We start from the raw sequence: 22,784 nt of genomic DNA, 5'->3' as shown, positions 1-22,784 counted from the left end.
TAGGGGAGTTTAGACCGGTGGATCCCGTGACGGGGGCAGGGCCGGAGACCACGGAACTCGCATGCTTGATCTGGCAATCGTAGGCGGCGGCCCCGGCGGGCTGATGAGCGCCTGGTATCTGAAGCGCAAGCTTGGCGATCTCTGCCGCGTCACCATCTACGAGGCCTCCGACCGGCTCGGCGGCAAGGTCGTCACGCGCAAGTTCGATTCCGCGCCCGCGATGTATGAGGCCGGCGTGGCCGAGATCTATGATTACTCGATGACGGGCCCGGACCCGCTGCGCGAGCTGATCCAGCATTTCGGGCTGCAGACCATTCCGATGGACGCCGAGCAGGTGCATCTCGGCGGCGAGCTGCTGAACGACGTGCCCGGCATGCGCCGCCGATACGGCGCCAAGACCGCGGCCGCGATCGAGGCCTTCCGCAAGCGTTGCAGCGAGGTGATGTCGCCGATCGAATATTACGAGGGCGTCGGCGCGCACGACAACGAGAACCCCTGGGCCTACAAGACCGCCGAGCAGGTGCTCGACGAGGAGGTCGAGGACGAAACGGCCAAGCGCTTCTTCAAGGTGATGGCGCGCTCCGACATCGCGACCGAGAGCCACAACACCAACGGCCTCAACGCGCTCAAGAACTATCTGATGGATGTCGACGGCTATATCGGCCTGTATTCCATCCAGAACGGCAATGAGCAGCTGATCGAGTGCCTGCAGTCGGAGGTCAACGCCGACATCCAGCTCAATCATCGCGTGCTCACCGTGGGCAAGGCGCCGACCGGCCGCTACCAGCTCAAGATGATGAACGGCAAGGGACCGGAGACCCGCGACTTCGATCTGGTGCTGGTCTGCCTGCCGCATTCCTGGCTCGCCACCATGGGGTGGGAAGGCGAGCAGCTGCGCAAGTCGATGGTCAAGCACGTCTCCTATTTCGACCGTCCTGCACATTACCTGCGCGTCTCGATCCTGTTCGACACCCCGTTCTGGGGCGAGAAGATTCCCGGCGCCTGGTTCATGTCGGAAGCGTTCGGCGGCTGCTGCGTCTACAACGAGGGCGCGCGCCACGACGTCGGCAAGCACGGCGTGCTGAACTGGCTGATTCCCGGCTCCGACGCGCTGGCTTTCGCCAATCTGTCGGACCAGGAGCTGATCGACGCCGCGCTGAAGTCGCTGCCGGCTGCGCTCGGCGATGCGCGTTCGCATTTCGTGGAAGGCAAGATCCATCGCTGGCTGTCGTCGGTGAACGCCATACCGGGCGGCCTGCCGGTGCGCGACGTCATGACCAACCACCGGCCGGAGCCGAAGGAGCATCCCGGCATCGTGGTGGTCGGCGACTATCTGTTCGACTCGACGCTGAACGGCCTGCTCGATTCCTCGGACGCGGCGACCGACATCATCCTGACCGAGATGATGCGCCTGCGCCGGGAACGCGCGCAGGAGGACAAGCCGCTCTCCAACAAGATCGATCGCGATTATTTCGAAAACTATCGCGGCCTCGGTCCCTATCAGGAGGCATGGCGCCACTTTACCGACCCCGATTATCTCACCAGGCTGCTCGGCATCGTCTGGGGCAAGACCAAGGGCGCCAAGCTGCTCGTCGCGGGCTCCGCCAGCGGAGAGCTGGTCGGCGCGCTGCGCGAACGCGGCATCGATGCCTACGGTATCGAAAACAACCGTGCCATCCACGCCAAGACGCCGAAGGCGCTGAAGAAGTACAACAAGCTCGGCTCGATCACCGACATGCCGTTCAAGGACGGCGCGTTCGACTTCGTGTTCGAGACCAGCTTGTGCCACGTTTCGCCGAAGCAGGTGGTCCGCGCGATCCGCGAGCTCAACCGCGTGGTCAAGTCCGGCCTCGTGTTCGGCTCGATCACCTCGGACATGGCGCCGGCTCTGATCGACCGCTACGACCTGCTGCGCGGGGTCAAGAAGCTCGGCACCTGGTGGGAGTGGTCCGAACTGTTCTTCGGCAACGGGTTCGACCTCTCGATGCACCGCAAGGATTGCACCGATGCGCTCTGGGAGGCGACGCTCGCCGCCAACAAGGGGCCGGGGCAGTGGTACGCCGACGCGGACAGCTTGCGCTATTCCTTCTTCGACAAGGTCGAGGACGAGGACGAAGACTAGCCGCGGACGCGCGTCGCATTCGCCAATTGTTTTGCCGAATTCATCCTGATCGCATAGAATCGGCACGATAGCGCTCTCCGCTATGTCCTGCTTCTCTGCGGTCATGCCGGCCGTCAGCATCGATTGGTTTCATGGCGTCCAAGCCCCTCCCGCCCGACAAACAGAAGCTCGCCGCGGAAGAGGCGGCCGAGCTCGACGACAAGCTCGCCGCCGCCAAGCCGGACCTCGAAGACGACGAGAACGACGAAGACGAGGCGGATGACGAACTGGAACTCGACGACGACGATGAGGACGAGGATCTCGTCGTCTTTACCGCCCGCGAGGCCGCCGGCGCGCTCGCGACCATCGTCGGGTTCGTCAAGCCCCATCTGACGAACTACAAGCGGATGCTGTCGTTCGTGGCGTTCGGCGTCTTCGTCGAGACGCTGTTCAACGTGATCATGCCGCTCAGCCTCAAGTTCCTGATCGACGACGCGCTCGGCGAGGAGGACTTCCAGGCGCTGTACAAGATCCTCGGCGTGCTCGCCGTCGCCGGCATCTTCACCTCGGTCGTCGCAGTCTGGTACGAGCGCTGGGACGCGCGGCTGGCGGCCTGCATCATCTCGGACGTCCGCAAGCGCCTGTTCGAGCATGTCCAGGAAATGCCGGCGGCCTATTTCGGCCGCACCAAGCGCGGCGAGATCCTGTCGCGCTTCTCGGTCGACCTCTCGGCGTTCGAAGGCTCGGTGAAGACCTTCGCCAACAGCGCCGCGCTGCCGTTCCTGGAATTGATCGCGGGCATCATCCTGATGGTGTTCCTGAACTGGCAGCTCGCGGTGATTGCGCTGCTCGTGTTCCCGATCACGCTGATCGGCCCGCGCATTCTCACCCCCAAGGCGGTGCAAGCCAATTACGAGCAGAAGCTCAACGAGAGCGCGCTGCTCGGCATGGTGCAGGAGAACGTGGCGGCGCAGGCCGTGATCAAGGCGTTCAGCCTGCAGCGCAAGATGTTCAACTTCTTCACCTTCCGCAACGACGCGACCCGCGACAAGATCGCCTCCGCCGCATTCCTGTCGACCATGGTGGAGCGGACGGTGACCATCTCGGTGCTGTTGCTGCACCTCGTGGTGCTCGCGATCGGCGCGTATCTGGCGACCAAGGGCCAGATCACCATCGGCACCTTCGTGACCTTCGAGAGCGCGTTCTGGGAGGTCTCCTACAACATCGCCCATGTGATGCATTTCATCCCGGTGTCGATCTCCTCGGCCGCAGCGATCCGCCACATCCAGGAGCTGCTGGACGAGCCGACCCGCGGCGCCGACCGTCCCGGCGCGCCAGATCTGCCCCGCATCACCAACGACATCACCTTCGACCACGTCACCTTCCAGTACGAGGGCAGTCAGACGCCGGTGCTGGACAATCTCAGTCTCAGGCTCGACGCGGGCAAGCGCATCGCGATCGTCGGCCCGAGCGGCTCCGGCAAGAGCACGTTGCTCAACCTGATCCTGCGGCTCTACGTGCCTGACGAGGGGCGCGTCACCATCGACGGCGTCGACGTCCGCAGGGTGACGCTGGATTCGCTGCGCCGGAGCATGGCGGTGGTGTTCCAGGAGAACATGCTGTTCAACATGTCGATCCGCGAGAACATCCGGCTCGGCAAGGAGGGCGCGAGCGACGAGGAGGTGGAGGAGGCCGCCAAGAAGGCCGAGATCCACCGCTACATCATGAGCCTGCCGCAGCGCTATGAGACGCCGGTCGGCGAACGCGGCGACACCCTGTCGGGCGGCCAGCGCCAGCGCATCGCGATCGCGCGCGCGATCATCCGCAATCCCTCGGTGCTGCTGCTGGACGAAGCCACCTCGGCACTGGACCAGACCACGGAAGCTGCGATCAACCGCACGCTGCTCAAGGTCGCCAAGGGCCGCACCATGATCTGGTCGACCCACCGGCTGACATCGGTGGTCGAGATGGATGAGATCATCGTGATTTCCGGGGGCAGGGCGATCGAGCGGGGCTCGCATGCCCAGCTGCTCGCCAAGAACGGGACCTATCGCAAGCTGTGGAACGACCAAATCCACCAGCCGCATGGCGCCGTCCCCGCCGACGATGGCAGAGACGATGACGATGAAGACGACCTCGAGGAAGACGAGGACAAGGATGAGGAGGAGGAGGAGTGATCGGAGCCGGACCGATTCTGTGAGTCGGCCATGGGTGTTCGCTCGATCCTCAGGCGACGATCAGTTCTTCGATTCGAAAATTCGGCCGGATCGCTCTCGTGTGAAATCGGTCGGGCCGGACATCACAGACGTTGTTGCCCGGGCGATCTTCCTCCGATCTCAGTGACGTCCTGGGACGATGGCTGTCGAAGGAAAGAGAGATTAACGCCCCTTAACGCTTGCGAGGCTCGAAAAACCCGTTCCGGTCGTTATAAAATTACTTTAATTCCGGGTATAAATGTTCGGCGGGCTGGCGAAATGCCGGCTGTGCACCCATATCCGGGTGAGGCGGCGAGGGCGGCAAACAGCGATTTTGACAGGCTCCTGAGCGCGTTGTGACTGTCGTTTCGCCTTGACTTGACCGATTCCCACTTATAGAAAGCGCCTCACTTAACGACAGGCGGTGAGCATCGCCAGCGTCGGAACGGGCCACCCGTCAGACCCCCAAAGACTAGAGCCGCAAGGACTAGATCCACAAGGGTCGCGAGACGGGCACCAACCTCGACGAATGCCGCTCAAACGCTGTCGATCATAGCTAGGCAATGCCAGTGCGATTCTAGTTCTCTTGAGCTTATTCTCTTGAGATCGAATTCGGATGCATGACCTCAGTGCGCGGGCCGCGGCTTTATGCTGATCGGCCTCAATACTGCGGTCCTCTGTGGCGTCGAAGCGCTTTCCGCCCGTTGATGGGGCGGTTGGCGCAATTTCGCTTTGTGCGGATTGTTCCGCGGAAGGCGACCTCGTCGGGCGGGTAGCTCGAAAGAATTTGCAGTCCCGGCAACGGGCTGCGGCAAGACAGCGGATCCGAAAAGGGTTCGCGACAGAACAAAGGGTAAGGCCAGGATGCCGACGATCAACCAGCTGATCGCTCAACCGCGTGAAGTGCAGAAGTCGCGCAAGAAGGTGCCGGCGCTGCAGCAGTCGCCGCAGAAGCGTGGTGTTTGCACCCGCGTCTACACCACGACCCCGAAGAAGCCGAACTCGGCGCTTCGTAAGGTCGCCAAGGTGCGCCTGACCAACGGCTTCGAGGTGATCGGCTACATCCCCGGCGAGGGCCATAACCTCCAGGAGCACTCGGTGGTCATGATCCGCGGCGGCCGCGTCAAGGACTTGCCCGGCGTGCGCTACCACATCCTCCGCGGCGTTCTGGATACCCAGGGCGTCAAGAACCGTAAGCAGCGTCGTTCGAAGTACGGCGCGAAGCGTCCGAAGTAAGCGGGAACCAGGTCCATGTCTCGTCGCCACTCAGCGGAAAAGCGCGAAGTCCTTCCCGATCCGAAGTTCGGGAACATCATCGTCACGAAGTTCATGAACTCGGTGATGTACGCCGGCAAGAAGTCGGTCGCCGAAGGCATCGTCTATGGTGCGTTCGGTATCATCGAAAGCAAGACCAAGCAGAACCCGCTCGGCGTGTTCGAGCAGGCGCTCGAGAACGTTATGCCGACGATTGAGGTTCGCTCCCGCCGCGTCGGCGGCGCGACCTACCAGGTCCCGGTCGAGGTTCGTTCGACCCGCCGGCAGGCGCTGGGCATCCGCTGGCTGATCTCGGCTGCGCGCGAGCGCAACGAGAAGACCATGACCGAGCGGCTCTCGGCCGAACTGCTGGACGCCTCGAACAACCGCGGCAACGCCGTCAAGAAGCGTGAAGACGTGCACCGGATGGCGGAAGCCAACCGCGCCTTCTCGCACTATCGCTGGTAACGGCGACACACGGAATCTGAGGAACAGCCTATGCCCCGCGTTCATGCCATAGAGAATTACCGCAACTTCGGTATCATGGCGCATATCGATGCCGGCAAGACGACGACGACCGAGCGCATCCTCTATTACACCGGCAAGAGCCACAAGATCGGCGAAGTGCACGAAGGTGCCGCGACGATGGACTGGATGGAGCAGGAGCAGGAGCGTGGCATCACGATCACCTCGGCTGCGACCACCGCGTTCTGGGCCGGCAAGCGCCTGAACATCATCGACACCCCCGGCCACGTCGACTTCACCATCGAAGTCGAGCGTTCGCTGCGCGTGCTCGACGGCGCCGTCTGCGTGCTCGACTCCAACCAGGGCGTCGAGCCCCAGACCGAGACCGTCTGGCGCCAGGGCGACAAGTACAAGGTTCCGCGCATCGTCTTCGCCAACAAGATGGACAAGACCGGCGCCGACTTCTTCAAGTGCCTGGCCGACATCGTCGACCGCCTCGGTGCCAAGCCGATCGCGATCCAGCTTCCGATCGGTGCCGAGAACAACTTCAAGGGTCTCGTCGACCTCGTGAAGATGCAGGGCATCATCTGGAACGATGAATCGCTCGGCGCGAAGTTCGACTATGTCGACATTCCCGAGGATCTCGTCGAGCAAGCCAAGGAATACCGCGAGAAGATGGTGGAAGCCGCCGTCGAGCTCGACGACGACGCCATGGCCGCCTATCTCGACGGCAAGGAGCCGGACGAAGAGACGCTGAAGCGGCTGATCCGCAAGGCGGTTCTGACCGGTGCGTTCTATCCCGTGCTGTGCGGCTCGGCCTTCAAGAACAAGGGCGTTCAGCCGCTGCTCGACGCCGTCGTCGACTATCTGCCGTCGCCGATCGACGTGCCCGCGATCAAGGGCACCGACGACCGCGGCAACGAGGTCGTGCGCAAGGCGGACGACAAGGAGCCGCTCGCGCTGCTCGCGTTCAAGATCATGGACGACCCGTTCGTCGGCACCATCACCTTCTGCCGCATCTACTCCGGCGTTCTGCAGAGCGGCACCGGCGTCGTGAACTCGACCCGCGAGAAGAAGGAGCGCATCGGGCGCATGCTGTTGATGCATGCGAACAACCGCGAAGACATCAAGGAAGCCTATGCCGGCGACATCGTCGCGCTGGCCGGCCTGAAGGAAGCGCGCACCGGTGACACTCTGTGCGATCCCGACAAGCAGGTCATCCTGGAGAAGATGGAATTCCCCGAGCCGGTCATCGAGATCGCGATCGAGCCGAAGTCCAAGGCCGACCAGGAAAAGCTGGGCGTGGCGCTGGCCAAGCTCGCCGCGGAGGATCCGTCCTTCCGCGTGTCGACCGACCAGGAGTCCGGCCAGACCATCCTCAAGGGCATGGGCGAACTCCATCTCGACATCAAGGTCGACATCCTCAAGCGTACCTACAAGGTCGACGCCAACATCGGCGCGCCGCAGGTTGCGTTCCGTGAGCGCGTCACCAAGAAGGCCGAGGTCAAGTACACCCACAAGAAGCAGACCGGCGGTACCGGTCAGTTCGCGGAAGTGTCGATCGTGGTCGAGCCGAACGAGCCCGGCAAGGGCTACGAGTTCGAGTCCAAGATCGTCGGCGGTGCGGTTCCGAAGGAATACATCCCCGGCGTCGAAAAGGGCCTCAACAGCGTGATGAGCTCTGGTGTCGTGGCGGGCTTCCCCGTCGTCGACGTCAAGGTTCAGCTCGTCGACGGCAAGTATCACGACGTCGACTCGTCGGCGCTCGCCTTCGAAATCGCATCGCGCGCGGCTTTCCGCGAAGCGCTGCAGAAGGGCAAGTCCGTCCTGCTCGAGCCGATCATGAAGGTCGAAGTGGTGACCCCGGAAGACTATACCGGCTCGGTCATCGGCGACCTGAATTCCCGGCGCGGTCAGATCCAGGGTCAGGACATGCGCGGCAACGCCAACGTCATCAACGCGATGGTGCCGCTCATGAACATGTTCGGTTACGTGAATAACCTGCGCTCGATGAGCCAGGGTCGCGCAACCTTCACCATGCAGTTCGACCACTACGCAGAAGCGCCGGCCAACGTGTCGGCAGAAGTCCAGAAGAAGTTTGCCTGATTGTCGTCGGTCTAGAGCTGACGATTGAACGGAGAGTCAAATGGCCAAAGCAAAGTTTGAACGTAACAAGCCGCACTGCAACATCGGCACCATCGGTCACGTCGACCATGGCAAGACGTCGCTGACCGCGGCGATCACCAAGATCCTCGCCGAAGCCGGCGGTGCGACGTTCACCGCGTACGACCAGATCGACAAGGCGCCGGAAGAGAAGGCGCGCGGCATCACCATCTCGACCGCGCACGTCGAGTACGAGACGCCGAACCGCCACTACGCCCACGTCGACTGCCCCGGCCACGCCGACTACGTGAAGAACATGATCACCGGCGCCGCCCAGATGGACGGTGCGATCCTGGTCGTGTCGGCCGCTGACGGCCCGATGCCGCAGACCCGCGAGCACATCCTGCTCGCCCGCCAGGTCGGCGTGCCCGCGCTCGTCGTGTTCCTCAACAAGTGCGACATGGTCGACGATCCGGAGCTGCTCGAGCTCGTCGAGCTCGAAGTCCGCGAGCTGCTCTCGAAGTACGACTTTCCGGGCGACAAGATCCCGATCATCAAGGGTTCGGCGCTCGCCGCTCTCGAAGATTCCGACAAGAAGCTCGGCCACGACGCCATTCTCGAGCTGATGAAGAACGTCGACGAGTACATCCCGCAGCCGGAGCGTCCGATCGACCAGCCGTTCCTGATGCCGGTTGAAGACGTGTTCTCGATCTCGGGCCGCGGCACTGTTGTGACCGGCCGTGTCGAGCGCGGCATCGTCAAGGTCGGCGAGGAAATCGAGATCGTCGGTCTGCGCGCCACGCAGAAGACCACGGTCACCGGCGTCGAAATGTTCCGCAAGCTGCTCGATCAGGGCCAGGCCGGCGACAACATCGGTGCGCTGCTTCGCGGCACCAAGCGTGAAGACGTCGAGCGCGGCCAGGTGCTGTGCAAGCCGGGTTCGGTCAAGCCGCACACCAAGTTCAAGGCTGAGGCTTACATCCTCACCAAGGAAGAGGGCGGTCGCCACACCCCGTTCTTCACCAACTACCGTCCGCAGTTCTACTTCCGCACCACCGACGTGACCGGTGTCGTGCATCTGCCGGAAGGCACCGAAATGGTGATGCCGGGCGACAACATCGCGATGGAAGTGCACCTGATCGTGCCGATCGCGATGGAAGAGAAACTCCGCTTCGCGATCCGCGAAGGCGGCCGCACCGTCGGCGCCGGCGTCGTCGCCTCGATCATCGAGTAACAAGCGAATAGGGAATGGTGAGTGGCGAATAGGGAATTCTATTCGCTACTCGCTACTCGCCACTCACTAGAGAAAGCACGGCAATGAACGGCCAAAATATTCGTATCCGTCTCAAGGCGTTCGACCATCGTATCCTCGATACGTCGACCCGCGAGATCGTGAACACGGCGAAGCGCACCGGCGCGCAGGTCCGCGGACCCATTCCGCTGCCCACCCGCATCGAGAAGTTCACCGTCAACCGTTCGCCCCACGTCGACAAGAAGAGCCGCGAGCAGTTCGAGATGCGCACTCACAAGCGCCTGCTCGACATCGTCGATCCGACCCCGCAGACCGTCGATGCTTTGATGAAGCTCGACCTGGCCGCCGGTGTCGACGTCGAGATCAAGCTCTAAGATTTTTGGATCCCGTTCGCGCAAGCGGACAGAAAGAACAGGAAGCAAGCCGATGCGCTCCGGAGTGATCGCACAAAAGGTCGGGATGACGCGGGTCTTCACGGAGGCCGGCGAACATATCCCCGTGACCGTGCTGAAGCTCGGCAATTGCCAGGTCGTAGGCCACCGCACCGAAGAGAAGAACGGTTACGTCGCGCTCCAGCTCGGTTCTGGCGCCCGCAAGACCGTTTACATGCCGAAGGCTGAGCGCGGCCAGTTCGCGGTCGCCAAGGTCGAGCCGAAGCGCCGCGTCGAGGAATTCCGCGTTACCGCGGATGCGATGATCCCGGTCGGCGCCGAAATCCAGGCCGATCATTTCGTCGTCGGCCAGTTCGTCGACGTCACCGGCACCTCGGTCGGTAAGGGCTTCGCCGGCGGCATGAAGCGCTGGAACTTCGGCGGTCTGCGCGCCACCCACGGCGTCTCGGTCTCGCACCGCTCGATCGGTTCGACCGGTGGTCGTCAGGACCCCGGCAAGACCTGGAAGAACAAGAAGATGCCCGGCCACATGGGTGTCGACCGCATCACCACGCTCAACCTTCGCGTCGTTCAGCTCGATGTCGAGCGCGGCCTGATCCTCGTCGAAGGCGCCGTTCCCGGCTCCAAGGGCGGCTGGATTCGCGTGCGCGACGCCGTCAAGAAGCCGCTGCCGAAGGAAGCTCCGAAGCCCGGCAAGTTCAAGGTTACGGGTGGCGAAGCCGAGGCTGCGGCCCAGCAGGAGGGTGCGTGAGATGGAATTGAAGGTCACCACCCTCGAAGGTAAGGAAGCCGGCTCGGTCCAGCTGTCCGACACCATTTTCGGCCTCGAGCCGCGCCAGGACATCATTGCACGTTGCGTGCAGTGGCAGCTCAACAAGCGCCAGGCCGGCACGCACAAGGCCAAGGGCCGCGCCGAGATCTGGCGCACCGGCAAGAAGATGTACAAGCAGAAGGGCACCGGCGGTGCTCGTCACGGCTCGGCCCGCGTGCCGCAGTTCCGCGGCGGCGGTCGTGCCTTCGGTCCGGTGGTGCGTTCGCACGCCACCGACCTGCCGAAGAAGGTCCGCGCGCTGGCGCTCAAGCATGCGCTCTCGGCGAAGGCCAAGGACGGCGATCTCGTCGTGATAGAGAAGGCCGCGCTGGAAGCCGCCAAGACCAAGGCGCTGCTCGGCCACTTCTCGGGCCTGGGGCTCACCAACGCGCTGATCATCGACGGTGCCGAGCTCAACAACGGCTTTGCCGCTGCGGCCCGCAACATCCCGAACATGGACGTGCTGCCGATCCAGGGCATCAACGTCTACGACATCCTGCGCCGTCAGAAGCTCGTTCTGACCAAGGCCGCCATCGATGCGCTGGAGGCGCGCTTCAAATGACGAAGAACATCGAGGCTCGCCACTACGACGTGATCGTGTCGCCGGTCGTGACCGAAAAGGCGACGATCGCTTCCGAGCACAACAAGGTGCTGTTCAAGGTGGCCGCCAAGGCCACCAAGCCGCAGATCAAGGAAGCGATCGAGAAGCTGTTCGACGTCAAGGTCAAGAGCGTCAACACGCTGGTCCGCAAGGGCAAGACCAAGATCTTCCGCGGCAATCTCGGCTCGCAGTCGAACACCAAGCGCGCGATCGTGACCCTCGAAGAGGGCCACCGGATCGACGTCACCACCGGTCTGTAAGGTCGTACGACGATGGCACTGAAGACATTCAATCCCACGACGCCGGGCCAGCGCCAGCTGGTCATGGTCGATCGTTCGGCCCTGTACAAGGGCAAGCCGGTGAAGGCGCTCACCGAGGGCAAGCACTCCTCGGGCGGCCGCAACAACACCGGTCGCATCACCGTGCGCTTCCGCGGCGGCGGTCACAAGCGGACGCTGCGTACCGTCGATTTCAAGCGTGAGAAGATCGACGTTCCCGCGACCGTCGAACGGCTGGAATACGATCCGAACCGCACCGGCTTCATCGCGCTGATCAAGTATCAGGACGGCGAGCAGGCCTACATCCTGGCGCCGCAGCGCCTGGCCGTGGGTGACACGATCGTCGCCGGCAATTACGTCGACGTGAAGCCGGGCAACGTCATGCCGCTCGGCAACATGCCGGTCGGCACGATCATCCACAATATCGAGGTCAAGATCGGGAAGGGCGGCCAGCTCGCCCGTTCCGCGGGCACCTATGCCCAGCTCGTCGGCCGCGACCAGGACTACGTGATCATCCGCCTGAATTCGGGCGAGCAGCGCCTGGTGCACGGCCGTTGCCGCGGCACCATCGGCGCGGTGTCGAACCCGGATCACATGAACACCTCGATCGGCAAGGCCGGCCGCAAGCGCTGGATGGGCCGCAAGCCGCACAACCGCGGCGTCGCGATGAACCCGATCGACCATCCGCACGGCGGTGGTGAAGGTCGTACCTCGGGCGGTCGCCACCCGGTCACTCCGTGGGGCAAGCCGACCAAGGGCAAGAAGACCCGCACCAACAAGTCGACCAACAAATTCATTCTCCTAAGCCGCCACAAGCGGAAGAAGTAAGGAACGCCGGACATGGTTCGTTCAGTCTGGAAAGGCCCGTTCGTCGAGGGTTCTCTGCTCAAGAAGGCAGATGCCGCGCGCGCGTCCGGCCGTCACGACGTCATCAAGATCTGGAGCCGTCGCTCGACGATCCTGCCGCAGTTCGTCGGCCTGACCTTCGGCGTCTACAACGGTCAGAAGCACGTACCGGTCGCCGTCAACGAGGAAATGGTGGGTCACAAGTTCGGCGAGTTCTCGCCGACCCGGACCTTCCATGGCCACTCCGGCGACAAGAAAGCCAAGAAGGCTTGAGGATTAAACGATGAGCAAACCTAAGCGCGAACGGAGCCTCGCCGAGAACGAGGCCAAGGCGGTCGCCCGGATGCTGCGGGTGAGCCCGCAGAAGCTCAACCTGGTCGCCCAGCTCATTCGCGGCCGGAAGGCGGCTGCTGCGCTCGCCGACCTGCAGTTTTCGCGCAAGCGGATCGCGGTCGACGTGAAGAAGTGCCTGGAATCGGCTATCGCCAACGCCGAGAACAACCACGACCTCGACGTCGACGATCTCGTCGTGGCGCAGGCCTTCGTCGGCAACGGCCTCGTGATGAAGCGCTTCGCCGCTCGCGGCCGCGGCCGTTCGGGCCGGGTCTACAAACCATTTTCGCAGCTGACGATCATCGTTCGTCAGGTCGAAGCTGAAGCCGCCGCTTAAGGGCGCAGGAGAACACGATGGGTCAAAAGATCAATCCGATCGGTCTGCGCCTTGGCATCAACCGTACCTGGGATTCCCGCTGGTTCGCCGGCAAGCAGGAATACGGCAAGCTGCTGCACGAGGACGTCAAGATCCGTGAGATCCTGCACAAGGAGCTCAAGCAGGCGGCCGTCGCCCGCATCGTGATCGAGCGTCCGCACAAGAAGTGCCGCGTCACCATCCACTCGGCCCGTCCGGGCGTGGTGATCGGCAAGAAGGGCGCCGACATCGACAAGCTTCGCAAGAAGGTTGCGGACATCACCTCGTCCGACGTCGTCATCAACATCGTCGAGATCCGCAAGCCGGAGCTCGACGCGACGCTGGTGGCCGAGTCGATCGCACAGCAGCTGGAGCGCCGCGTGGCGTTCCGCCGCGCCATGAAGCGCGCCGTGCAGTCGGCGATGCGTCTCGGCGCGGAAGGCATCCGCATCAACTGCTCGGGTCGTCTGGGCGGTGCGGAAATCGCTCGCATGGAGTGGTACCGCGAAGGTCGCGTGCCGCTGCACACCCTGCGCGCTGACATCGACTACGGCGTTGCGACCGCGTTCACGACCTTCGGCACCTGCGGCGTCAAGGTCTGGATCTTCAAGGGCGAGATCCTGGAGCACGATCCGATGGCCCAGGACAAGAGAATGGCCGAAGGCGAGACGGGTGGTAGCAGCGATCGTGGTGGCCGTCAGCGCCGCGATACGGCTGCAGCCTAAAGCCGCACAGGAATTTGAGGGCTCAAAGCCATGATGCAACCTAAGAAAACGAAGTTCCGGAAGGCGCATAAGGGCCGCATCCACGGCGTCGCGTCTTCGGGCGCGACGTTGGCGTTCGGCCAGTTCGGCCTGAAGGCGACCGAGCCTGAGCGCGTCACCGCGCGTCAGATCGAAGCCGCTCGCCGCGCGCTGACCCGCCACATGAAGCGCGCCGGCCGCGTCTGGATCCGCGTGTTCCCCGACGTTCCGGTGTCGAAGAAGCCGGCCGAAGTCCGCATGGGCTCCGGCAAGGGTTCGCCGGAATTGTGGGTCGCGCGCGTCAAGCCGGGCCGGGTGCTGTTCGAGATCGACGGCGTCAACACCCAGACGGCGCGTGAGGCGCTGACCCTGGCGGCCGCCAAGCTGCCGATCAAGACGCGCTTCGTAGAGCGCATTGCGGAGTAATGGCCATGGCCCAGATGAAGATCGAAGACATCCGCGCGATGAGCCCCGACCAGCAGGATGACGCCATCCTGAACCTGAAGAAGGAGCGCTTCAACCTGCGCTTCCAGCGTGCCACCGGGCAGCTCGAGAACACCTCGCGGCTGCGCGAGGCCCGCCGTGACATCGCCCGGATCAAGACCGTCGCCGCGCAGACGCGCGCGAAGAAGAAGTAAGAGGCTTACGAAGATGCCGAAACGTACTTTGCAGGGCGTGGTCGTCAGCGACAAGCAAGCCAAGACCATCGTGGTGCGCGTTGATCGCCGCTTCACGCACCCGATCTACAAGAAGACGATCCGCCGTTCGAAGAACTACCACGCGCACGACGAGAGCAACCAGTTCAAGCCGGGCGACATGGTGTGGATCGAGGAATCGAAGCCGATTTCGAAGTTGAAGCGCTGGGTCGTGATCCGGGGCGAACACAAGAAAAGCGCCTGATCTGTTGGCTTTAGCCGACTGACTTCAGGGAAATGTTGAGCGCCGGCTGGGCTGGCGCAAATAGAAGAGGACGAGGTGCATCAATGATTCAGATGCAGACCAACCTCGACGTGGCCGACAATTCTGGCGCACGCCGTGTCATGTGTATCAAGGTGCTCGGGGGCTCCAAGCGCCGCTACGCCACGATCGGCGACATCATCGTCGTCTCGATCAAGGAAGCAATTCCGCGTGGCAAGGTGAAGAAGGGCGACGTGATGAAGGCCGTCGTGGTGCGCGTCCGCAAGGACATCCGTCGCGCCGACGGTTCGGTCATCCGCTTCGACCGCAACGCCGCCGTTCTGATCAACAACCAGTCCGAGCCGGTCGGCACCCGTATCTTCGGGCCCGTGCCGCGCGAGCTGCGCGCCAAGAACCACATGAAGATCATCTCGCTCGCGCCGGAGGTGCTGTGATGGCTGCGAAGATCCGCAAGGGCGACAAGGTCGTCGTGCTGACCGGTCGCGACAAGGGCCGCACCGGCGAAGTGTTCGAAGTGCGTCCCGACGCCGGTACGGCGCTGGTGCGCGGCATCAACATGGTCAAGCGTCACCAGAAGCAGACGCAAGCCCAGGAGGGCGGCATCATCTCGAAGGAGTCGCCGATCCAACTGTCCAACATCGCGTATGTCGGCAAGGACGGAAAGCCGACCCGCGTCGGATTCAAGATTCTGGCGGACGGCAAGAAGGTCCGCATCGCCAAGAGCTCGGGAGCTGAGATCGATGGCTGAGGCCGCTTACACGCCGCGCCTGCGCGCGGAATACGACGCGAAGATCCGCACGGCCATGACCGAGAAGTTCGGTTATGAGAACGTCATGCAGGTTCCGCGCCTGGACAAGGTCGTGCTGAACATGGGCGTTGGCGACAGCGTCAATGACCGCAAGAAGGCCGAGACCGCCGCTGCCGAGCTGACCCAGATCGCCGGCCAGAAGGCGATCGTGACCTATTCGCGGATCGCGATCGCGACCTTCAAGCTGCGTGAGAACCAGCCGATCGGCTGCAAGGTCACGCTGCGCAAGGCCCACATGTACGAGTTCATCGATCGCCTGGTGACGGTCGCGCTGCCGCGCGTCCGCGACTTCCGCGGCCTGAACCCGAAGAGCTTCGACGGCCGCGGCAACTACTCGCTCGGCATCAAGGAGCACATCATTTTCCCCGAGATCGACTTCGACAAGGTCACGGAAGCCCGCGGCATGGACATCACCGTCTGCACCACGGCCAAGACCGACGAAGAGGCGAGGGCCTTGTTGACCGCTTTCAATTTCCCGTTCCGGCAGTGAGACGCTGACCTAGAGCCTCTCAAACGCGGATACCCAGGAGCCAAGCATGGCAAAGAAGAGTTCAGTCGAGAAGAACAACCGGCGCAAGCGGATGGTGAAGAACGCCGCCGCCAAGCGCGAGCGGTTGAAGGCGATCATCGCCGACAAGAAGCTGCCGATGGAGGAGCGTTTCGCTGCGACGTTGAAGCTGGCCGAAATGCCGCGCAACTCGTCGGCGACCCGCGTCCGCCTGCGTTGCGAGCTGTCGGGCCGCCCGCGCTCGAACTACCGCAAGAACAAGTTGTCCCGTATCGCGCTGCGCGAACTTGGCTCCAAGGGCATGGTCCCGGGCCTCGTGAAGTCCAGCTGGTAAGGAGGGTCGTTTAGATGTCTACGCACGATCCAATCAGCGATCTGATCACCCGTATCCGCAACGCGCAGATGCGCGCGAAGACCAAGGTCTCCACGCCCGGCTCGAAGATGCGCGAGAACGTTCTCGAGGTCCTCAAGACCGAGGGCTACATCCGCGGCTACGCCACGCTCGAGCATTCCTCGGGCCGCAGCGAGATCGAGATCGAGCTGAAGTATTTCGACGGCGAGCCCGTCATCCGCGAGATCGAACGTGTCTCCAAGCCCGGGCGTCGCGTGTACGCCTCGGTGAAGAACCTGCCGCGGGTCAACAATGGGCTCGGCATTTCGGTGTTGTCGACGCCGAAGGGGATCATGGCCGACCACAGCGCGCGCGACGCGAATGTGGGCGGTGAAGTCCTCTTCACGGTGTTCTGAGAAGGATTTTTGATCCATGTCACGTGTTGGCAAAAGGCCTGTGGCGGTTCCGTCGGGTGTGACCGCGACCGTCGATGGGCAGACCGTCAAGATGAAGGGCCCGAAGGGCCAGCTTCAGTTCGTCGTCCATGACGACGTCGAGGTGAAGCTCGAGAACGGCCAGGTAAAGGTGAACCCGCGGGTCGAGACCAATCGCGCGCGGGCGCTGTACGGCACCGCTCGCGCCCAGGTCGCGAATCTGGTCGAAGGCGTCACCAAGGGCTTCGAGAAGAAGCTCGAGATCACCGGTGTCGGTTACCGCGCCGCGATGCAGGGCAAGAACCTGCAGCTCGCGCTCGGTTACAGCCACGACGTGGTCTATGCGATCCCGGAAGGGATCACGATCACGGTGCCGAAGCCGACCGAGATCACGGTGACGGGCAGCGACATCCAGCGCGTCGGCCAGGTCGCGGCCGAGATCCGCAGCTATCGCCCGCCGGAGCCCTACAAGGGCAAGGGCGTGAAGTATGTTGGCGAATTCATCTTCCGCAAGGAAGGCAAGAAGAAGTAACGGAGCCGGTCATGTCCAAAGCCAAGGTTACGAATGCCCGGCGCAAGCGGAGTGTGCGGCTGAAGCTGCGCCGCTCCGGTGGTGGCCGTCCGCGTCTGTCGGTATTCCGCTCGTCGAAGCACATCTACGCCCAGGTCATCGACGACCTGAAGGGTGAGACGCTGGCCTCTGCCTCGTCGCTCGAGAAGTCGATGCGCGACGGCGGCAAGACCGGCGCCGACATCGATGCGGCGAAGGCGGTCGGCAAGCTGCTGGCCGAGCGGGCCGCCGAGAAGGGCGTCAAGGAAGTCGTGTTCGATCGCGGCAGCTATCTCTATCACGGGCGCGTCAAGGCTCTCGCCGACGCCGCGCGTGAGAGCGGGCTGAGCTTCTAACGGAATTTGAGGATTGAGGCGTAAGCCTCTGAAGGATTGGAAAAACCATGGCAGAACGCGAACAGCGTGGTGGACGCGATCAACGCGGCGGCGGACGTGAACGCAGGGAGCGCGAGGAGCGCGACAGCGAGTTCGTCGACAAGCTCGTCCACATCAACCGCGTGGCCAAGGTCGTCAAGGGCGGCAAGCGCTTCGGTTTCGCAGCGCTGGTCGTGATCGGCGACCAGAAGGGCCGCGCCGGCTTCGGTCACGGCAAGGCGCGCGAAGTGCCGGAGGCGATCCGCAAGGCCACCGAGTCCGCCAAGCGCAACCTGACCCGCGTGTCGCTGCGCGAGGGCCGCACGCTGCATCACGACATCGCCGGCCGTCATGGCGCGGGCCGTGTCTACCTGCGTGCAGCTCCGGCCGGTACCGGCATCATCGCCGGCGGTCCGATGCGCGCCGTGTTCGAGACGCTCGGCGTCCAAGACGTGGTGGCCAAGTCGATCGGCTCGTCGAACCCCTACAACATGGTTCGCGCAACCTTCGACGCGCTGAAGCATCAGGATTCGCCGCGTTCGGTCGCAGCCCGCCGCAACATCAAGGTGTCCACTCTGCAGTCGCGCCGTATCGGTGGCGATGCCGAGGCGGCTGCCGACTAACGACAGCTTTGGAGCAGACTCCCATGGCCAAGGCCGCAAAGACGATCAAGCTCGAGCAGACCGGCAGCGCGATCCGCCGCCATCACTCGCAGCGCTCGACGCTGATCGGGCTCAAGCTCAACAAGATCGGCCGCACCAGCGAACTGCCGGATACCCCGGCGGTCCGCGGCATGATCGAGAAGGTTCACCATCTCGTCCGCATCGTCGACGAGAAGTAAGCAAAGGCGCGTGATCCCGAGAGCGGGCTACCCGTTCTCGGCGAAGATCAGGCGCAAGAAACAAGGAGAAGGGCGATGAAGCTCAGCGATATCGCCGACAACGCCGGCTCGCGCAAGAAGCGTATGCGCGTCGGCCGCGGCATCGGTTCGGGCAAGGGCAAGCAGTCCGGCCGCGGCGGCAAGGGCCAGACCGCGCGTTCGGGCGTGCGCATCAAGGGTTTCGAAGGCGGCCAGATGCCGATGCATCGCCGCCTGCCCAAGCGCGGCTTCAACAACATCTTCCGCGTCGAGTTCGCCGAGATCAATCTCGACCGGCTCCAGGAAGCGGTCGATGCCAAGAAGATCGACGCCGGCAGCGTCGTGAACGTCGAGGCCCTGGTGAAGGGCGGCGTGCTGCGCCGCGCCAAGGCCGGCCTGCGGCTGCTCGGCCGTGGCGAGCTCAAGTCCAAGCTCAACATCGAAGTGCACGGCGCCACCAAGACCGCGATCGAAGCGGTCGAGAAGGCCGGCGGCTCGGTGAAGATCCTCGCCCCTGCCAAGGAAGAAGGCGAGGCGGCGTAACAACTGCGTCATTGGCCCGCGGCTCGCGGGCCTTTACGCATGCGGGACGTGGACTTATCGAAGCCGAGCCCCAGATAATGTCCGGCGTCCGCGAGAGCATGATCCGGAAAAGTGTGACGCGGTTTTCCGGAAAGATCATGCTCAAACGATAGCCTAAAGCGCGATATCATCGCGCTTTAGTAGCCCGGCCGCGGGCATGACGGCGCAATAGGCGGCGGGAGAAAGTCCAAGATGGCCTCTGCAGCGGAACAACTGGCAGCCAATCTCAATTTCGGTGCGTTTGCCAAGGCTGACGAACTGAAGAAGCGCATCTGGTTTACACTGGGTGCGCTGCTCGTTTATCGGCTCGGGACCTACATCCCGCTGCCCGGCATCGATCCCAATATCTGGGAGCAGGTGTTCCGCTCCCAGGCAGGCGGCATCCTCGGCATGTTCAACATGTTCGCCGGCGGCGGCATCCACCGCATGGCGATCTTCGCGCTGAACATCATGCCGTATATCTCGGCCTCGATCATCATCCAGCTCCTCACCACCGTCTCGCCGCAGCTCGAGGCGCTGAAGAAGGAAGGCGAGTCCGGCCGCAAGCTGCTGAACCAGTACACCCGCTATCTCACCGTGATCCTGGCCGCGTTCCAGTCCTATGGCATCGCGGTCGGCCTCGAGGGCGCCGGCAACGTCGTCAGCGACCCCGGCATGTTCTTCCGCCTGTCCACCGCGATCACGCTGACCGGCGGCACCATGTTCCTGATGTGGCTGGGCGAGCAGATCACCTCGCGCGGCATCGGCAACGGTATCTCGCTGATCATTCTCGCCGGTATCGTCGCCGAGCTGCCCGCGGCGCTCGCCAACATGCTCGAGCTCGGCCGTCAGGGCGCGATGTCGACCGGCCTGATCCTGGTCGTCATCGTCATGGCGGTCGCCGTGATCGCCTTCATCGTGTTCATGGAGCGTGCCCAGCGCCGGCTCCTGATCCAGTATCCGAAGCGCCAGGTCGGCAACAAGATGTTCGAGGGCCAGTCCTCGCATCTGCCGCTCAAGCTCAACACCTCCGGCGTGATCCCGCCGATCTTCGCGTCCTCGCTGCTGCTGCTGCCGACCACGGTCGCGAATTTCAATGCGGGCAGTGGGCCGGAATGGTTCCAGTGGATCACCACCCAGCTCGGCCACGGCCGTCCGCTGTTCCTGATCATGTATCTGGCGCTGATCGTGTTCTTCGCCTTCTTCTACACCGCGATCGTGTTCAACCCGACCGAGACCGCGGACAATCTGAAGAAGCATGGCGGCTTCATTCCGGGCATCCGTCCCGGCGAGCGCACCGCGGAATATATCGACTACGTGCTCTCGCGCATCACCGTGCTGGGCGCGATTTATCTCGCGATCGTCTGCTTGATCCCGGAGATCCTGATCTCCTACGCCTCGGTGCCGTTCTACTTCGGCGGCACCTCGCTGCTGATCGTCGTCAGCGTCACCATGGATACGGTGGCACAGGTGCAGGGCTATCTGTTGGCGCACCAGTATGAAGGCCTGATCCGCAAGTCGAAGCTGCGCGGCCGCCGCAGGTAAGCCCGCCCGCAAATGACCATCGAGCTCGCGCGCCGCATCGCTATCACGATCGGCGCGCTTCTCGTTTTCAGGCTGGGCACGCAGATCCCGATTCCCGGGGTTGATGTCTTCGACGTCTCGCCGACGCTGGATCTCGTCTCCCGGCTTTCGATCTTTGCGCTGGGCCTCATTCCTTACCTGACGGCAGCAATCCTGATCCGGCTGCTGTCCGTGGTGTGGCGTCGCCTGAATTCCCCCGAGCGATCAGGCGAGCGCGGACGGCGCAAGATTGCGCGTGCCACGCTTGGCCTGACGCTCGGACTTACAGCCTTTCAAGCGTACGGCTTCGCCTCGACGCTCACGTCGATCCCGGGCCTCGTCAGGAATCCCGACGGCTGGTTCGTGATGACGGCCTCGGCCTCGTTGGTCGGCGGCGTCTTCGTGCTGGTCTGGCTCAGCGAGCAGATCACACGCCACGGCATCGGGAACGGCCTGGCGCTGATCCTGAGCGCCGGCTTTCTGGTCGCGATTCCGCAAAACATCGCCGGCATCATGGATGCTTTCCGGCAGGGCATGATCTCGGGTAGCCTCGTCCTCGGCCATGCGGTGTTCTGGGTCGCGGCCGTTGTCGTGATCGTGCTCGTCGAAGGTGCGCGGCGAAATATCCAGGTCCGGTTCGCCGCACGCAACGTCGGCACGCGGCAACTGCCGGGACGGGATGCGACGCTGTCGATCAAGCTCAACAGCGCCGGGTTCTTGCTTCCGGCCACCGTGGCGCCCTGGATCTTCTTTCTGCCGCTTGCCTTTGCCGGCGTCGTTCTGGGCAGTGATCATCCGCTGGTCGCGGCGGCGTATCAGCATCTTCAGCTGGGCCAGCCGGTGCACATGATTCTGGTGTCGATCGCCGTGTTCGCGCTCGCCTTCATCTACACGGCCTATGTCGTCGATCCCGAGTACACGGCGAAATCTCTGGCGCAGCGTGACGGTATCATTCCCGGGGTCGCGCCCGGCGAGGTGACCGCTGCCCATCTCGATCGCGTCGTGTCATTGACGACGGTCGTCGGAGCCGTCTACCTGACTGCGTTGCAGTTGATTCCGGAGGTGTTCGAGCTTTACGGGATCGGACTGCCTTATAGTATGGTCGTCAATGGTGGTGCGGCGGTGGTAGTGGTTTGCACTGCTCTTGATATCAAAACACAGGTGCGCGACGTATCGCTCACCAATCCGGGGGGCGTACGCCGATGAGAATTATACTTCTGGGACCGCCGGGGTCGGGCAAGGGGACCCAGGCGCAGCTCTTGGTGCAGCGTTATGGCATCGTCCAGCTCTCGACCGGCGAGATGCTGCGTGCCGCGGTTGCGGCCGGAACGCCGGTCGGCCTGAAGGCCAAGGAGATCATGGCCAGCGGCGGCCTCGTGCCCGACGAGGTCGTGGTCGGAATCATCTCCGACCGGATCGACCAGCCGGACGCCCGGAACGGCTTCATCCTCGACGGCTTCCCGCGCACCGTGCCGCAGGCCGAAGCTCTGGACGAGTTGCTGAGGAACAAGCGCCTCAAGCTCGACGCCGTGATCGAGCTTCGCGTCAACGAAAGCGCGCTTCTGAACCGCGTCGAGACCCGCGTCGCCCAGATGCGGGAGCGCGGGGAGGAAGTCCGACTCGATGACACCCCGGAGGTCCTGACCAAGCGGCTGGCCAGCTACCGCAGCCAGACGGAACCGCTGATTCACTACTATTCCGAGCGGCGGAAGCTCTCGACCATCGACGGTATGATGGCCATCGACGAGGTCACCCGCGCCATTGACCGCCAGCTACAGGCTCTAGGGACGGTCGAGCCCGCGACCCGCGCCAAGAGCGTAGCCAAGGCGGCGCCGGCCAAGAAGGCGAGGGCGGCCAAGGCAGCGACCCCAAAGGCCGCCAAAAAGCCGGCGAAAACGGCCAAAAAGCCCGCCAAATCGGCGAAAAAGGCCGCCAAGGCGGTAAAGGGCCCGAAGACAGCCAAGAAGACTGTCAAGAAAGCCGTCAAGAAGGTCGGCAAGAAAGCCGGTAGGAGAGCAGCCAAAAAGGCCGCCAAAAAGACCGCCAAGAAGGCCGTCAAAAAGGGTGCCAGGAAGGCTGCAAAAAAGGTCACGAAAAAGCGAGCCAAGCGCTAGCAGCGGTTGACGAAAGCCCCTGGAATCCCCTAATA

At 63.3% G+C, this 22,784-nt stretch carries 30 protein-coding genes; all 30 read left to right on the top strand.

Annotated elements, in window-relative coordinates; genetic code table 11:
• The first annotated feature begins 61 nt into the window (after positions 1 to 61).
• The 30 genes from XH83_RS21740 to XH83_RS21595 all read left to right on the top strand — a co-directional run bounded on the left by XH83_RS21740 (position 62) and on the right by XH83_RS21595 (position 22,749).
• A complete protein-coding gene (locus XH83_RS21740; RefSeq protein ID WP_194402795.1) occupies positions 62 to 2,122 on the top strand; it encodes an FAD-dependent oxidoreductase in 2,061 nt (686 codons plus the stop codon).
• Between the two features lie 131 nt (positions 2,123 to 2,253).
• Complete coding sequence (locus XH83_RS21735; RefSeq protein ID WP_194402794.1) at positions 2,254 to 4,278, top strand: ABC transporter ATP-binding protein; 2,025 nt, start codon at positions 2,254 to 2,256, stop codon at positions 4,276 to 4,278.
• 882 nt (positions 4,279 to 5,160) lie between these two features.
• Positions 5,161 to 5,532, top strand: a complete 372-nt coding sequence (gene rpsL / locus XH83_RS21730) for a 30S ribosomal protein S12 (RefSeq protein ID WP_007603006.1) — start codon at positions 5,161 to 5,163, stop codon at positions 5,530 to 5,532.
• 15 nt (positions 5,533 to 5,547) lie between these two features.
• Positions 5,548 to 6,018 (top strand): 30S ribosomal protein S7, encoded by a 471-nt coding sequence (gene rpsG, locus XH83_RS21725; RefSeq protein WP_008136420.1) that lies wholly within the window; start codon positions 5,548 to 5,550, stop codon positions 6,016 to 6,018.
• 30 nt (positions 6,019 to 6,048) lie between these two features.
• Positions 6,049 to 8,121: an elongation factor G gene (fusA, locus tag XH83_RS21720; RefSeq protein ID WP_018322261.1), complete on the top strand. Its 2,073-nt coding sequence runs from the start codon at positions 6,049 to 6,051 to the stop codon at positions 8,119 to 8,121.
• Between the two features lie 40 nt (positions 8,122 to 8,161).
• On the top strand, positions 8,162 to 9,352 hold the full coding sequence (gene tuf, locus XH83_RS21715; protein ID WP_194402793.1) for an elongation factor Tu: 1,191 nt from the start codon (positions 8,162 to 8,164) through the stop codon (positions 9,350 to 9,352).
• Between the two features lie 83 nt (positions 9,353 to 9,435).
• Positions 9,436 to 9,744, top strand: coding sequence for a 30S ribosomal protein S10 (gene rpsJ, locus XH83_RS21710; RefSeq protein ID WP_002712302.1), 309 nt, complete (start codon positions 9,436 to 9,438; stop codon positions 9,742 to 9,744).
• A 52-nt stretch (positions 9,745 to 9,796) separates the two neighbouring features.
• A complete protein-coding gene (gene rplC, locus XH83_RS21705; RefSeq protein ID WP_194402792.1) occupies positions 9,797 to 10,513 on the top strand; it encodes a 50S ribosomal protein L3 in 717 nt (238 codons plus the stop codon).
• A 1-nt stretch (position 10,514) separates the two neighbouring features.
• Positions 10,515 to 11,135, top strand: coding sequence for a 50S ribosomal protein L4 (gene rplD / locus XH83_RS21700; protein WP_020508797.1), 621 nt, complete (start codon positions 10,515 to 10,517; stop codon positions 11,133 to 11,135).
• Positions 11,132 to 11,434 (top strand): 50S ribosomal protein L23, encoded by a 303-nt coding sequence (locus tag XH83_RS21695; protein WP_194402791.1) that lies wholly within the window; start codon positions 11,132 to 11,134, stop codon positions 11,432 to 11,434. Before rplD ends, XH83_RS21695 begins: the two co-directional genes overlap by 4 nt.
• A gap of 12 nt (positions 11,435 to 11,446) precedes the next feature.
• Positions 11,447 to 12,280 (top strand): 50S ribosomal protein L2, encoded by an 834-nt coding sequence (gene rplB / locus XH83_RS21690; protein WP_194402790.1) that lies wholly within the window; start codon positions 11,447 to 11,449, stop codon positions 12,278 to 12,280.
• 12 nt (positions 12,281 to 12,292) lie between these two features.
• Positions 12,293 to 12,571: a 30S ribosomal protein S19 gene (gene rpsS / locus XH83_RS21685; RefSeq protein WP_008136357.1), complete on the top strand. Its 279-nt coding sequence runs from the start codon at positions 12,293 to 12,295 to the stop codon at positions 12,569 to 12,571.
• 10 nt (positions 12,572 to 12,581) lie between these two features.
• The gene (rplV, locus tag XH83_RS21680; protein ID WP_008136353.1) at positions 12,582 to 12,968 is read left to right on the top strand and encodes a 50S ribosomal protein L22; all 387 of its coding nucleotides are present in this window, start codon (positions 12,582 to 12,584) and stop codon (positions 12,966 to 12,968) included.
• Positions 12,969 to 12,985: 17 nt separating this feature from the next.
• Positions 12,986 to 13,711 (top strand): 30S ribosomal protein S3, encoded by a 726-nt coding sequence (rpsC, locus tag XH83_RS21675; RefSeq protein ID WP_092294149.1) that lies wholly within the window; start codon positions 12,986 to 12,988, stop codon positions 13,709 to 13,711.
• A gap of 30 nt (positions 13,712 to 13,741) precedes the next feature.
• Positions 13,742 to 14,155: a 50S ribosomal protein L16 gene (rplP, locus tag XH83_RS21670; RefSeq protein ID WP_008136349.1), complete on the top strand. Its 414-nt coding sequence runs from the start codon at positions 13,742 to 13,744 to the stop codon at positions 14,153 to 14,155.
• A gap of 5 nt (positions 14,156 to 14,160) precedes the next feature.
• Complete coding sequence (gene rpmC / locus XH83_RS21665; protein WP_011088144.1) at positions 14,161 to 14,367, top strand: 50S ribosomal protein L29; 207 nt, start codon at positions 14,161 to 14,163, stop codon at positions 14,365 to 14,367.
• 13 nt (positions 14,368 to 14,380) lie between these two features.
• On the top strand, positions 14,381 to 14,629 hold the full coding sequence (gene rpsQ, locus XH83_RS21660; RefSeq protein ID WP_097658742.1) for a 30S ribosomal protein S17: 249 nt from the start codon (positions 14,381 to 14,383) through the stop codon (positions 14,627 to 14,629).
• An 83-nt stretch (positions 14,630 to 14,712) separates the two neighbouring features.
• Positions 14,713 to 15,081 carry a 50S ribosomal protein L14 gene (rplN, locus tag XH83_RS21655; protein WP_007603030.1) on the top strand — a complete coding sequence of 123 codons (369 nt, stop codon included), beginning with the start codon at positions 14,713 to 14,715 and terminating at the stop codon, positions 15,079 to 15,081.
• Positions 15,081 to 15,395, top strand: coding sequence for a 50S ribosomal protein L24 (gene rplX / locus XH83_RS21650; RefSeq protein ID WP_007603031.1), 315 nt, complete (start codon positions 15,081 to 15,083; stop codon positions 15,393 to 15,395). The genes rplN and rplX overlap by 1 nt, the downstream gene beginning before the upstream one ends.
• Positions 15,388 to 15,945 carry a 50S ribosomal protein L5 gene (gene rplE, locus XH83_RS21645; protein ID WP_018322267.1) on the top strand — a complete coding sequence of 186 codons (558 nt, stop codon included), beginning with the start codon at positions 15,388 to 15,390 and terminating at the stop codon, positions 15,943 to 15,945. Before rplX ends, rplE begins: the two co-directional genes overlap by 8 nt.
• Before the next feature lie 46 nt (positions 15,946 to 15,991).
• A complete protein-coding gene (gene rpsN / locus XH83_RS21640) occupies positions 15,992 to 16,297 on the top strand; it encodes a 30S ribosomal protein S14 (protein WP_194402789.1) in 306 nt (101 codons plus the stop codon).
• A 14-nt stretch (positions 16,298 to 16,311) separates the two neighbouring features.
• Positions 16,312 to 16,710: a 30S ribosomal protein S8 gene (rpsH, locus tag XH83_RS21635; protein WP_194402788.1), complete on the top strand. Its 399-nt coding sequence runs from the start codon at positions 16,312 to 16,314 to the stop codon at positions 16,708 to 16,710.
• Positions 16,711 to 16,726: 16 nt separating this feature from the next.
• Positions 16,727 to 17,260 (top strand): 50S ribosomal protein L6, encoded by a 534-nt coding sequence (rplF, locus tag XH83_RS21630; protein WP_027549201.1) that lies wholly within the window; start codon positions 16,727 to 16,729, stop codon positions 17,258 to 17,260.
• A gap of 11 nt (positions 17,261 to 17,271) precedes the next feature.
• The gene (gene rplR / locus XH83_RS21625; RefSeq protein WP_007603036.1) at positions 17,272 to 17,634 is read left to right on the top strand and encodes a 50S ribosomal protein L18; all 363 of its coding nucleotides are present in this window, start codon (positions 17,272 to 17,274) and stop codon (positions 17,632 to 17,634) included.
• A 47-nt stretch (positions 17,635 to 17,681) separates the two neighbouring features.
• Positions 17,682 to 18,275 carry a 30S ribosomal protein S5 gene (gene rpsE, locus XH83_RS21620; RefSeq protein ID WP_025036985.1) on the top strand — a complete coding sequence of 198 codons (594 nt, stop codon included), beginning with the start codon at positions 17,682 to 17,684 and terminating at the stop codon, positions 18,273 to 18,275.
• A 23-nt stretch (positions 18,276 to 18,298) separates the two neighbouring features.
• A complete protein-coding gene (rpmD, locus tag XH83_RS21615; protein ID WP_011088137.1) occupies positions 18,299 to 18,493 on the top strand; it encodes a 50S ribosomal protein L30 in 195 nt (64 codons plus the stop codon).
• Positions 18,494 to 18,568: 75 nt separating this feature from the next.
• Positions 18,569 to 19,054, top strand: a complete 486-nt coding sequence (gene rplO, locus XH83_RS21610; protein WP_194402787.1) for a 50S ribosomal protein L15 — start codon at positions 18,569 to 18,571, stop codon at positions 19,052 to 19,054.
• A gap of 231 nt (positions 19,055 to 19,285) precedes the next feature.
• Positions 19,286 to 20,617, top strand: a complete 1,332-nt coding sequence (secY, locus tag XH83_RS21605) for a preprotein translocase subunit SecY (RefSeq protein WP_100176995.1) — start codon at positions 19,286 to 19,288, stop codon at positions 20,615 to 20,617.
• A gap of 12 nt (positions 20,618 to 20,629) precedes the next feature.
• Positions 20,630 to 21,841 carry a preprotein translocase subunit SecY gene (locus tag XH83_RS21600; RefSeq protein ID WP_194402786.1) on the top strand — a complete coding sequence of 404 codons (1,212 nt, stop codon included), beginning with the start codon at positions 20,630 to 20,632 and terminating at the stop codon, positions 21,839 to 21,841.
• Complete coding sequence (locus tag XH83_RS21595; RefSeq protein WP_194402785.1) at positions 21,838 to 22,749, top strand: adenylate kinase; 912 nt, start codon at positions 21,838 to 21,840, stop codon at positions 22,747 to 22,749. The genes XH83_RS21600 and XH83_RS21595 overlap by 4 nt, the downstream gene beginning before the upstream one ends.
• The last annotated feature ends 35 nt before the right edge of the window (positions 22,750 to 22,784 follow it).

Origin of the sequence: Bradyrhizobium sp. CCBAU 53351 (assembly GCF_015291745.1) — a bacterium.
Lineage (GTDB): Bacteria > Pseudomonadota > Alphaproteobacteria > Rhizobiales > Xanthobacteraceae > Bradyrhizobium.
Note: the sequence above shows the minus strand (reverse complement) of the source record. Positions and strands in the feature narration are given on the sequence as shown.

Excerpts from the sequence above, each read along its gene's own strand:
- XH83_RS21740 (WP_194402795.1), top strand. The coding sequence starts at position 62 with ATGCTTGATCTGGCAATCGTAGGCGGCGGCCCCGGCGGGCTGATGAGC.
- XH83_RS21735 (WP_194402794.1), top strand. The coding sequence starts at position 2,254 with ATGGCGTCCAAGCCCCTCCCGCCCGACAAACAGAAGCTCGCCGCGGAA.
- rpsL (WP_007603006.1), top strand. The coding sequence starts at position 5,161 with ATGCCGACGATCAACCAGCTGATCGCTCAACCGCGTGAAGTGCAGAAG.
- rpsG (WP_008136420.1), top strand. The coding sequence starts at position 5,548 with ATGTCTCGTCGCCACTCAGCGGAAAAGCGCGAAGTCCTTCCCGATCCG.
- fusA (WP_018322261.1), top strand. The coding sequence starts at position 6,049 with ATGCCCCGCGTTCATGCCATAGAGAATTACCGCAACTTCGGTATCATG.
- tuf (WP_194402793.1), top strand. The coding sequence starts at position 8,162 with ATGGCCAAAGCAAAGTTTGAACGTAACAAGCCGCACTGCAACATCGGC.
- rpsJ (WP_002712302.1), top strand. The coding sequence starts at position 9,436 with ATGAACGGCCAAAATATTCGTATCCGTCTCAAGGCGTTCGACCATCGT.
- rplC (WP_194402792.1), top strand. The coding sequence starts at position 9,797 with ATGCGCTCCGGAGTGATCGCACAAAAGGTCGGGATGACGCGGGTCTTC.
- rplD (WP_020508797.1), top strand. The coding sequence starts at position 10,515 with ATGGAATTGAAGGTCACCACCCTCGAAGGTAAGGAAGCCGGCTCGGTC.
- XH83_RS21695 (WP_194402791.1), top strand. The coding sequence starts at position 11,132 with ATGACGAAGAACATCGAGGCTCGCCACTACGACGTGATCGTGTCGCCG.
- rplB (WP_194402790.1), top strand. The coding sequence starts at position 11,447 with ATGGCACTGAAGACATTCAATCCCACGACGCCGGGCCAGCGCCAGCTG.
- rpsS (WP_008136357.1), top strand. The coding sequence starts at position 12,293 with ATGGTTCGTTCAGTCTGGAAAGGCCCGTTCGTCGAGGGTTCTCTGCTC.
- rplV (WP_008136353.1), top strand. The coding sequence starts at position 12,582 with ATGAGCAAACCTAAGCGCGAACGGAGCCTCGCCGAGAACGAGGCCAAG.
- rpsC (WP_092294149.1), top strand. The coding sequence starts at position 12,986 with ATGGGTCAAAAGATCAATCCGATCGGTCTGCGCCTTGGCATCAACCGT.
- rplP (WP_008136349.1), top strand. The coding sequence starts at position 13,742 with ATGATGCAACCTAAGAAAACGAAGTTCCGGAAGGCGCATAAGGGCCGC.
- rpmC (WP_011088144.1), top strand. The coding sequence starts at position 14,161 with ATGGCCCAGATGAAGATCGAAGACATCCGCGCGATGAGCCCCGACCAG.
- rpsQ (WP_097658742.1), top strand. The coding sequence starts at position 14,381 with ATGCCGAAACGTACTTTGCAGGGCGTGGTCGTCAGCGACAAGCAAGCC.
- rplN (WP_007603030.1), top strand. The coding sequence starts at position 14,713 with ATGATTCAGATGCAGACCAACCTCGACGTGGCCGACAATTCTGGCGCA.
- rplX (WP_007603031.1), top strand. The coding sequence starts at position 15,081 with ATGGCTGCGAAGATCCGCAAGGGCGACAAGGTCGTCGTGCTGACCGGT.
- rplE (WP_018322267.1), top strand. The coding sequence starts at position 15,388 with ATGGCTGAGGCCGCTTACACGCCGCGCCTGCGCGCGGAATACGACGCG.
- rpsN (WP_194402789.1), top strand. The coding sequence starts at position 15,992 with ATGGCAAAGAAGAGTTCAGTCGAGAAGAACAACCGGCGCAAGCGGATG.
- rpsH (WP_194402788.1), top strand. The coding sequence starts at position 16,312 with ATGTCTACGCACGATCCAATCAGCGATCTGATCACCCGTATCCGCAAC.
- rplF (WP_027549201.1), top strand. The coding sequence starts at position 16,727 with ATGTCACGTGTTGGCAAAAGGCCTGTGGCGGTTCCGTCGGGTGTGACC.
- rplR (WP_007603036.1), top strand. The coding sequence starts at position 17,272 with ATGTCCAAAGCCAAGGTTACGAATGCCCGGCGCAAGCGGAGTGTGCGG.
- rpsE (WP_025036985.1), top strand. The coding sequence starts at position 17,682 with ATGGCAGAACGCGAACAGCGTGGTGGACGCGATCAACGCGGCGGCGGA.
- rpmD (WP_011088137.1), top strand. The coding sequence starts at position 18,299 with ATGGCCAAGGCCGCAAAGACGATCAAGCTCGAGCAGACCGGCAGCGCG.
- rplO (WP_194402787.1), top strand. The coding sequence starts at position 18,569 with ATGAAGCTCAGCGATATCGCCGACAACGCCGGCTCGCGCAAGAAGCGT.
- secY (WP_100176995.1), top strand. The coding sequence starts at position 19,286 with ATGGCCTCTGCAGCGGAACAACTGGCAGCCAATCTCAATTTCGGTGCG.
- XH83_RS21600 (WP_194402786.1), top strand. The coding sequence starts at position 20,630 with ATGACCATCGAGCTCGCGCGCCGCATCGCTATCACGATCGGCGCGCTT.
- XH83_RS21595 (WP_194402785.1), top strand. The coding sequence starts at position 21,838 with ATGAGAATTATACTTCTGGGACCGCCGGGGTCGGGCAAGGGGACCCAG.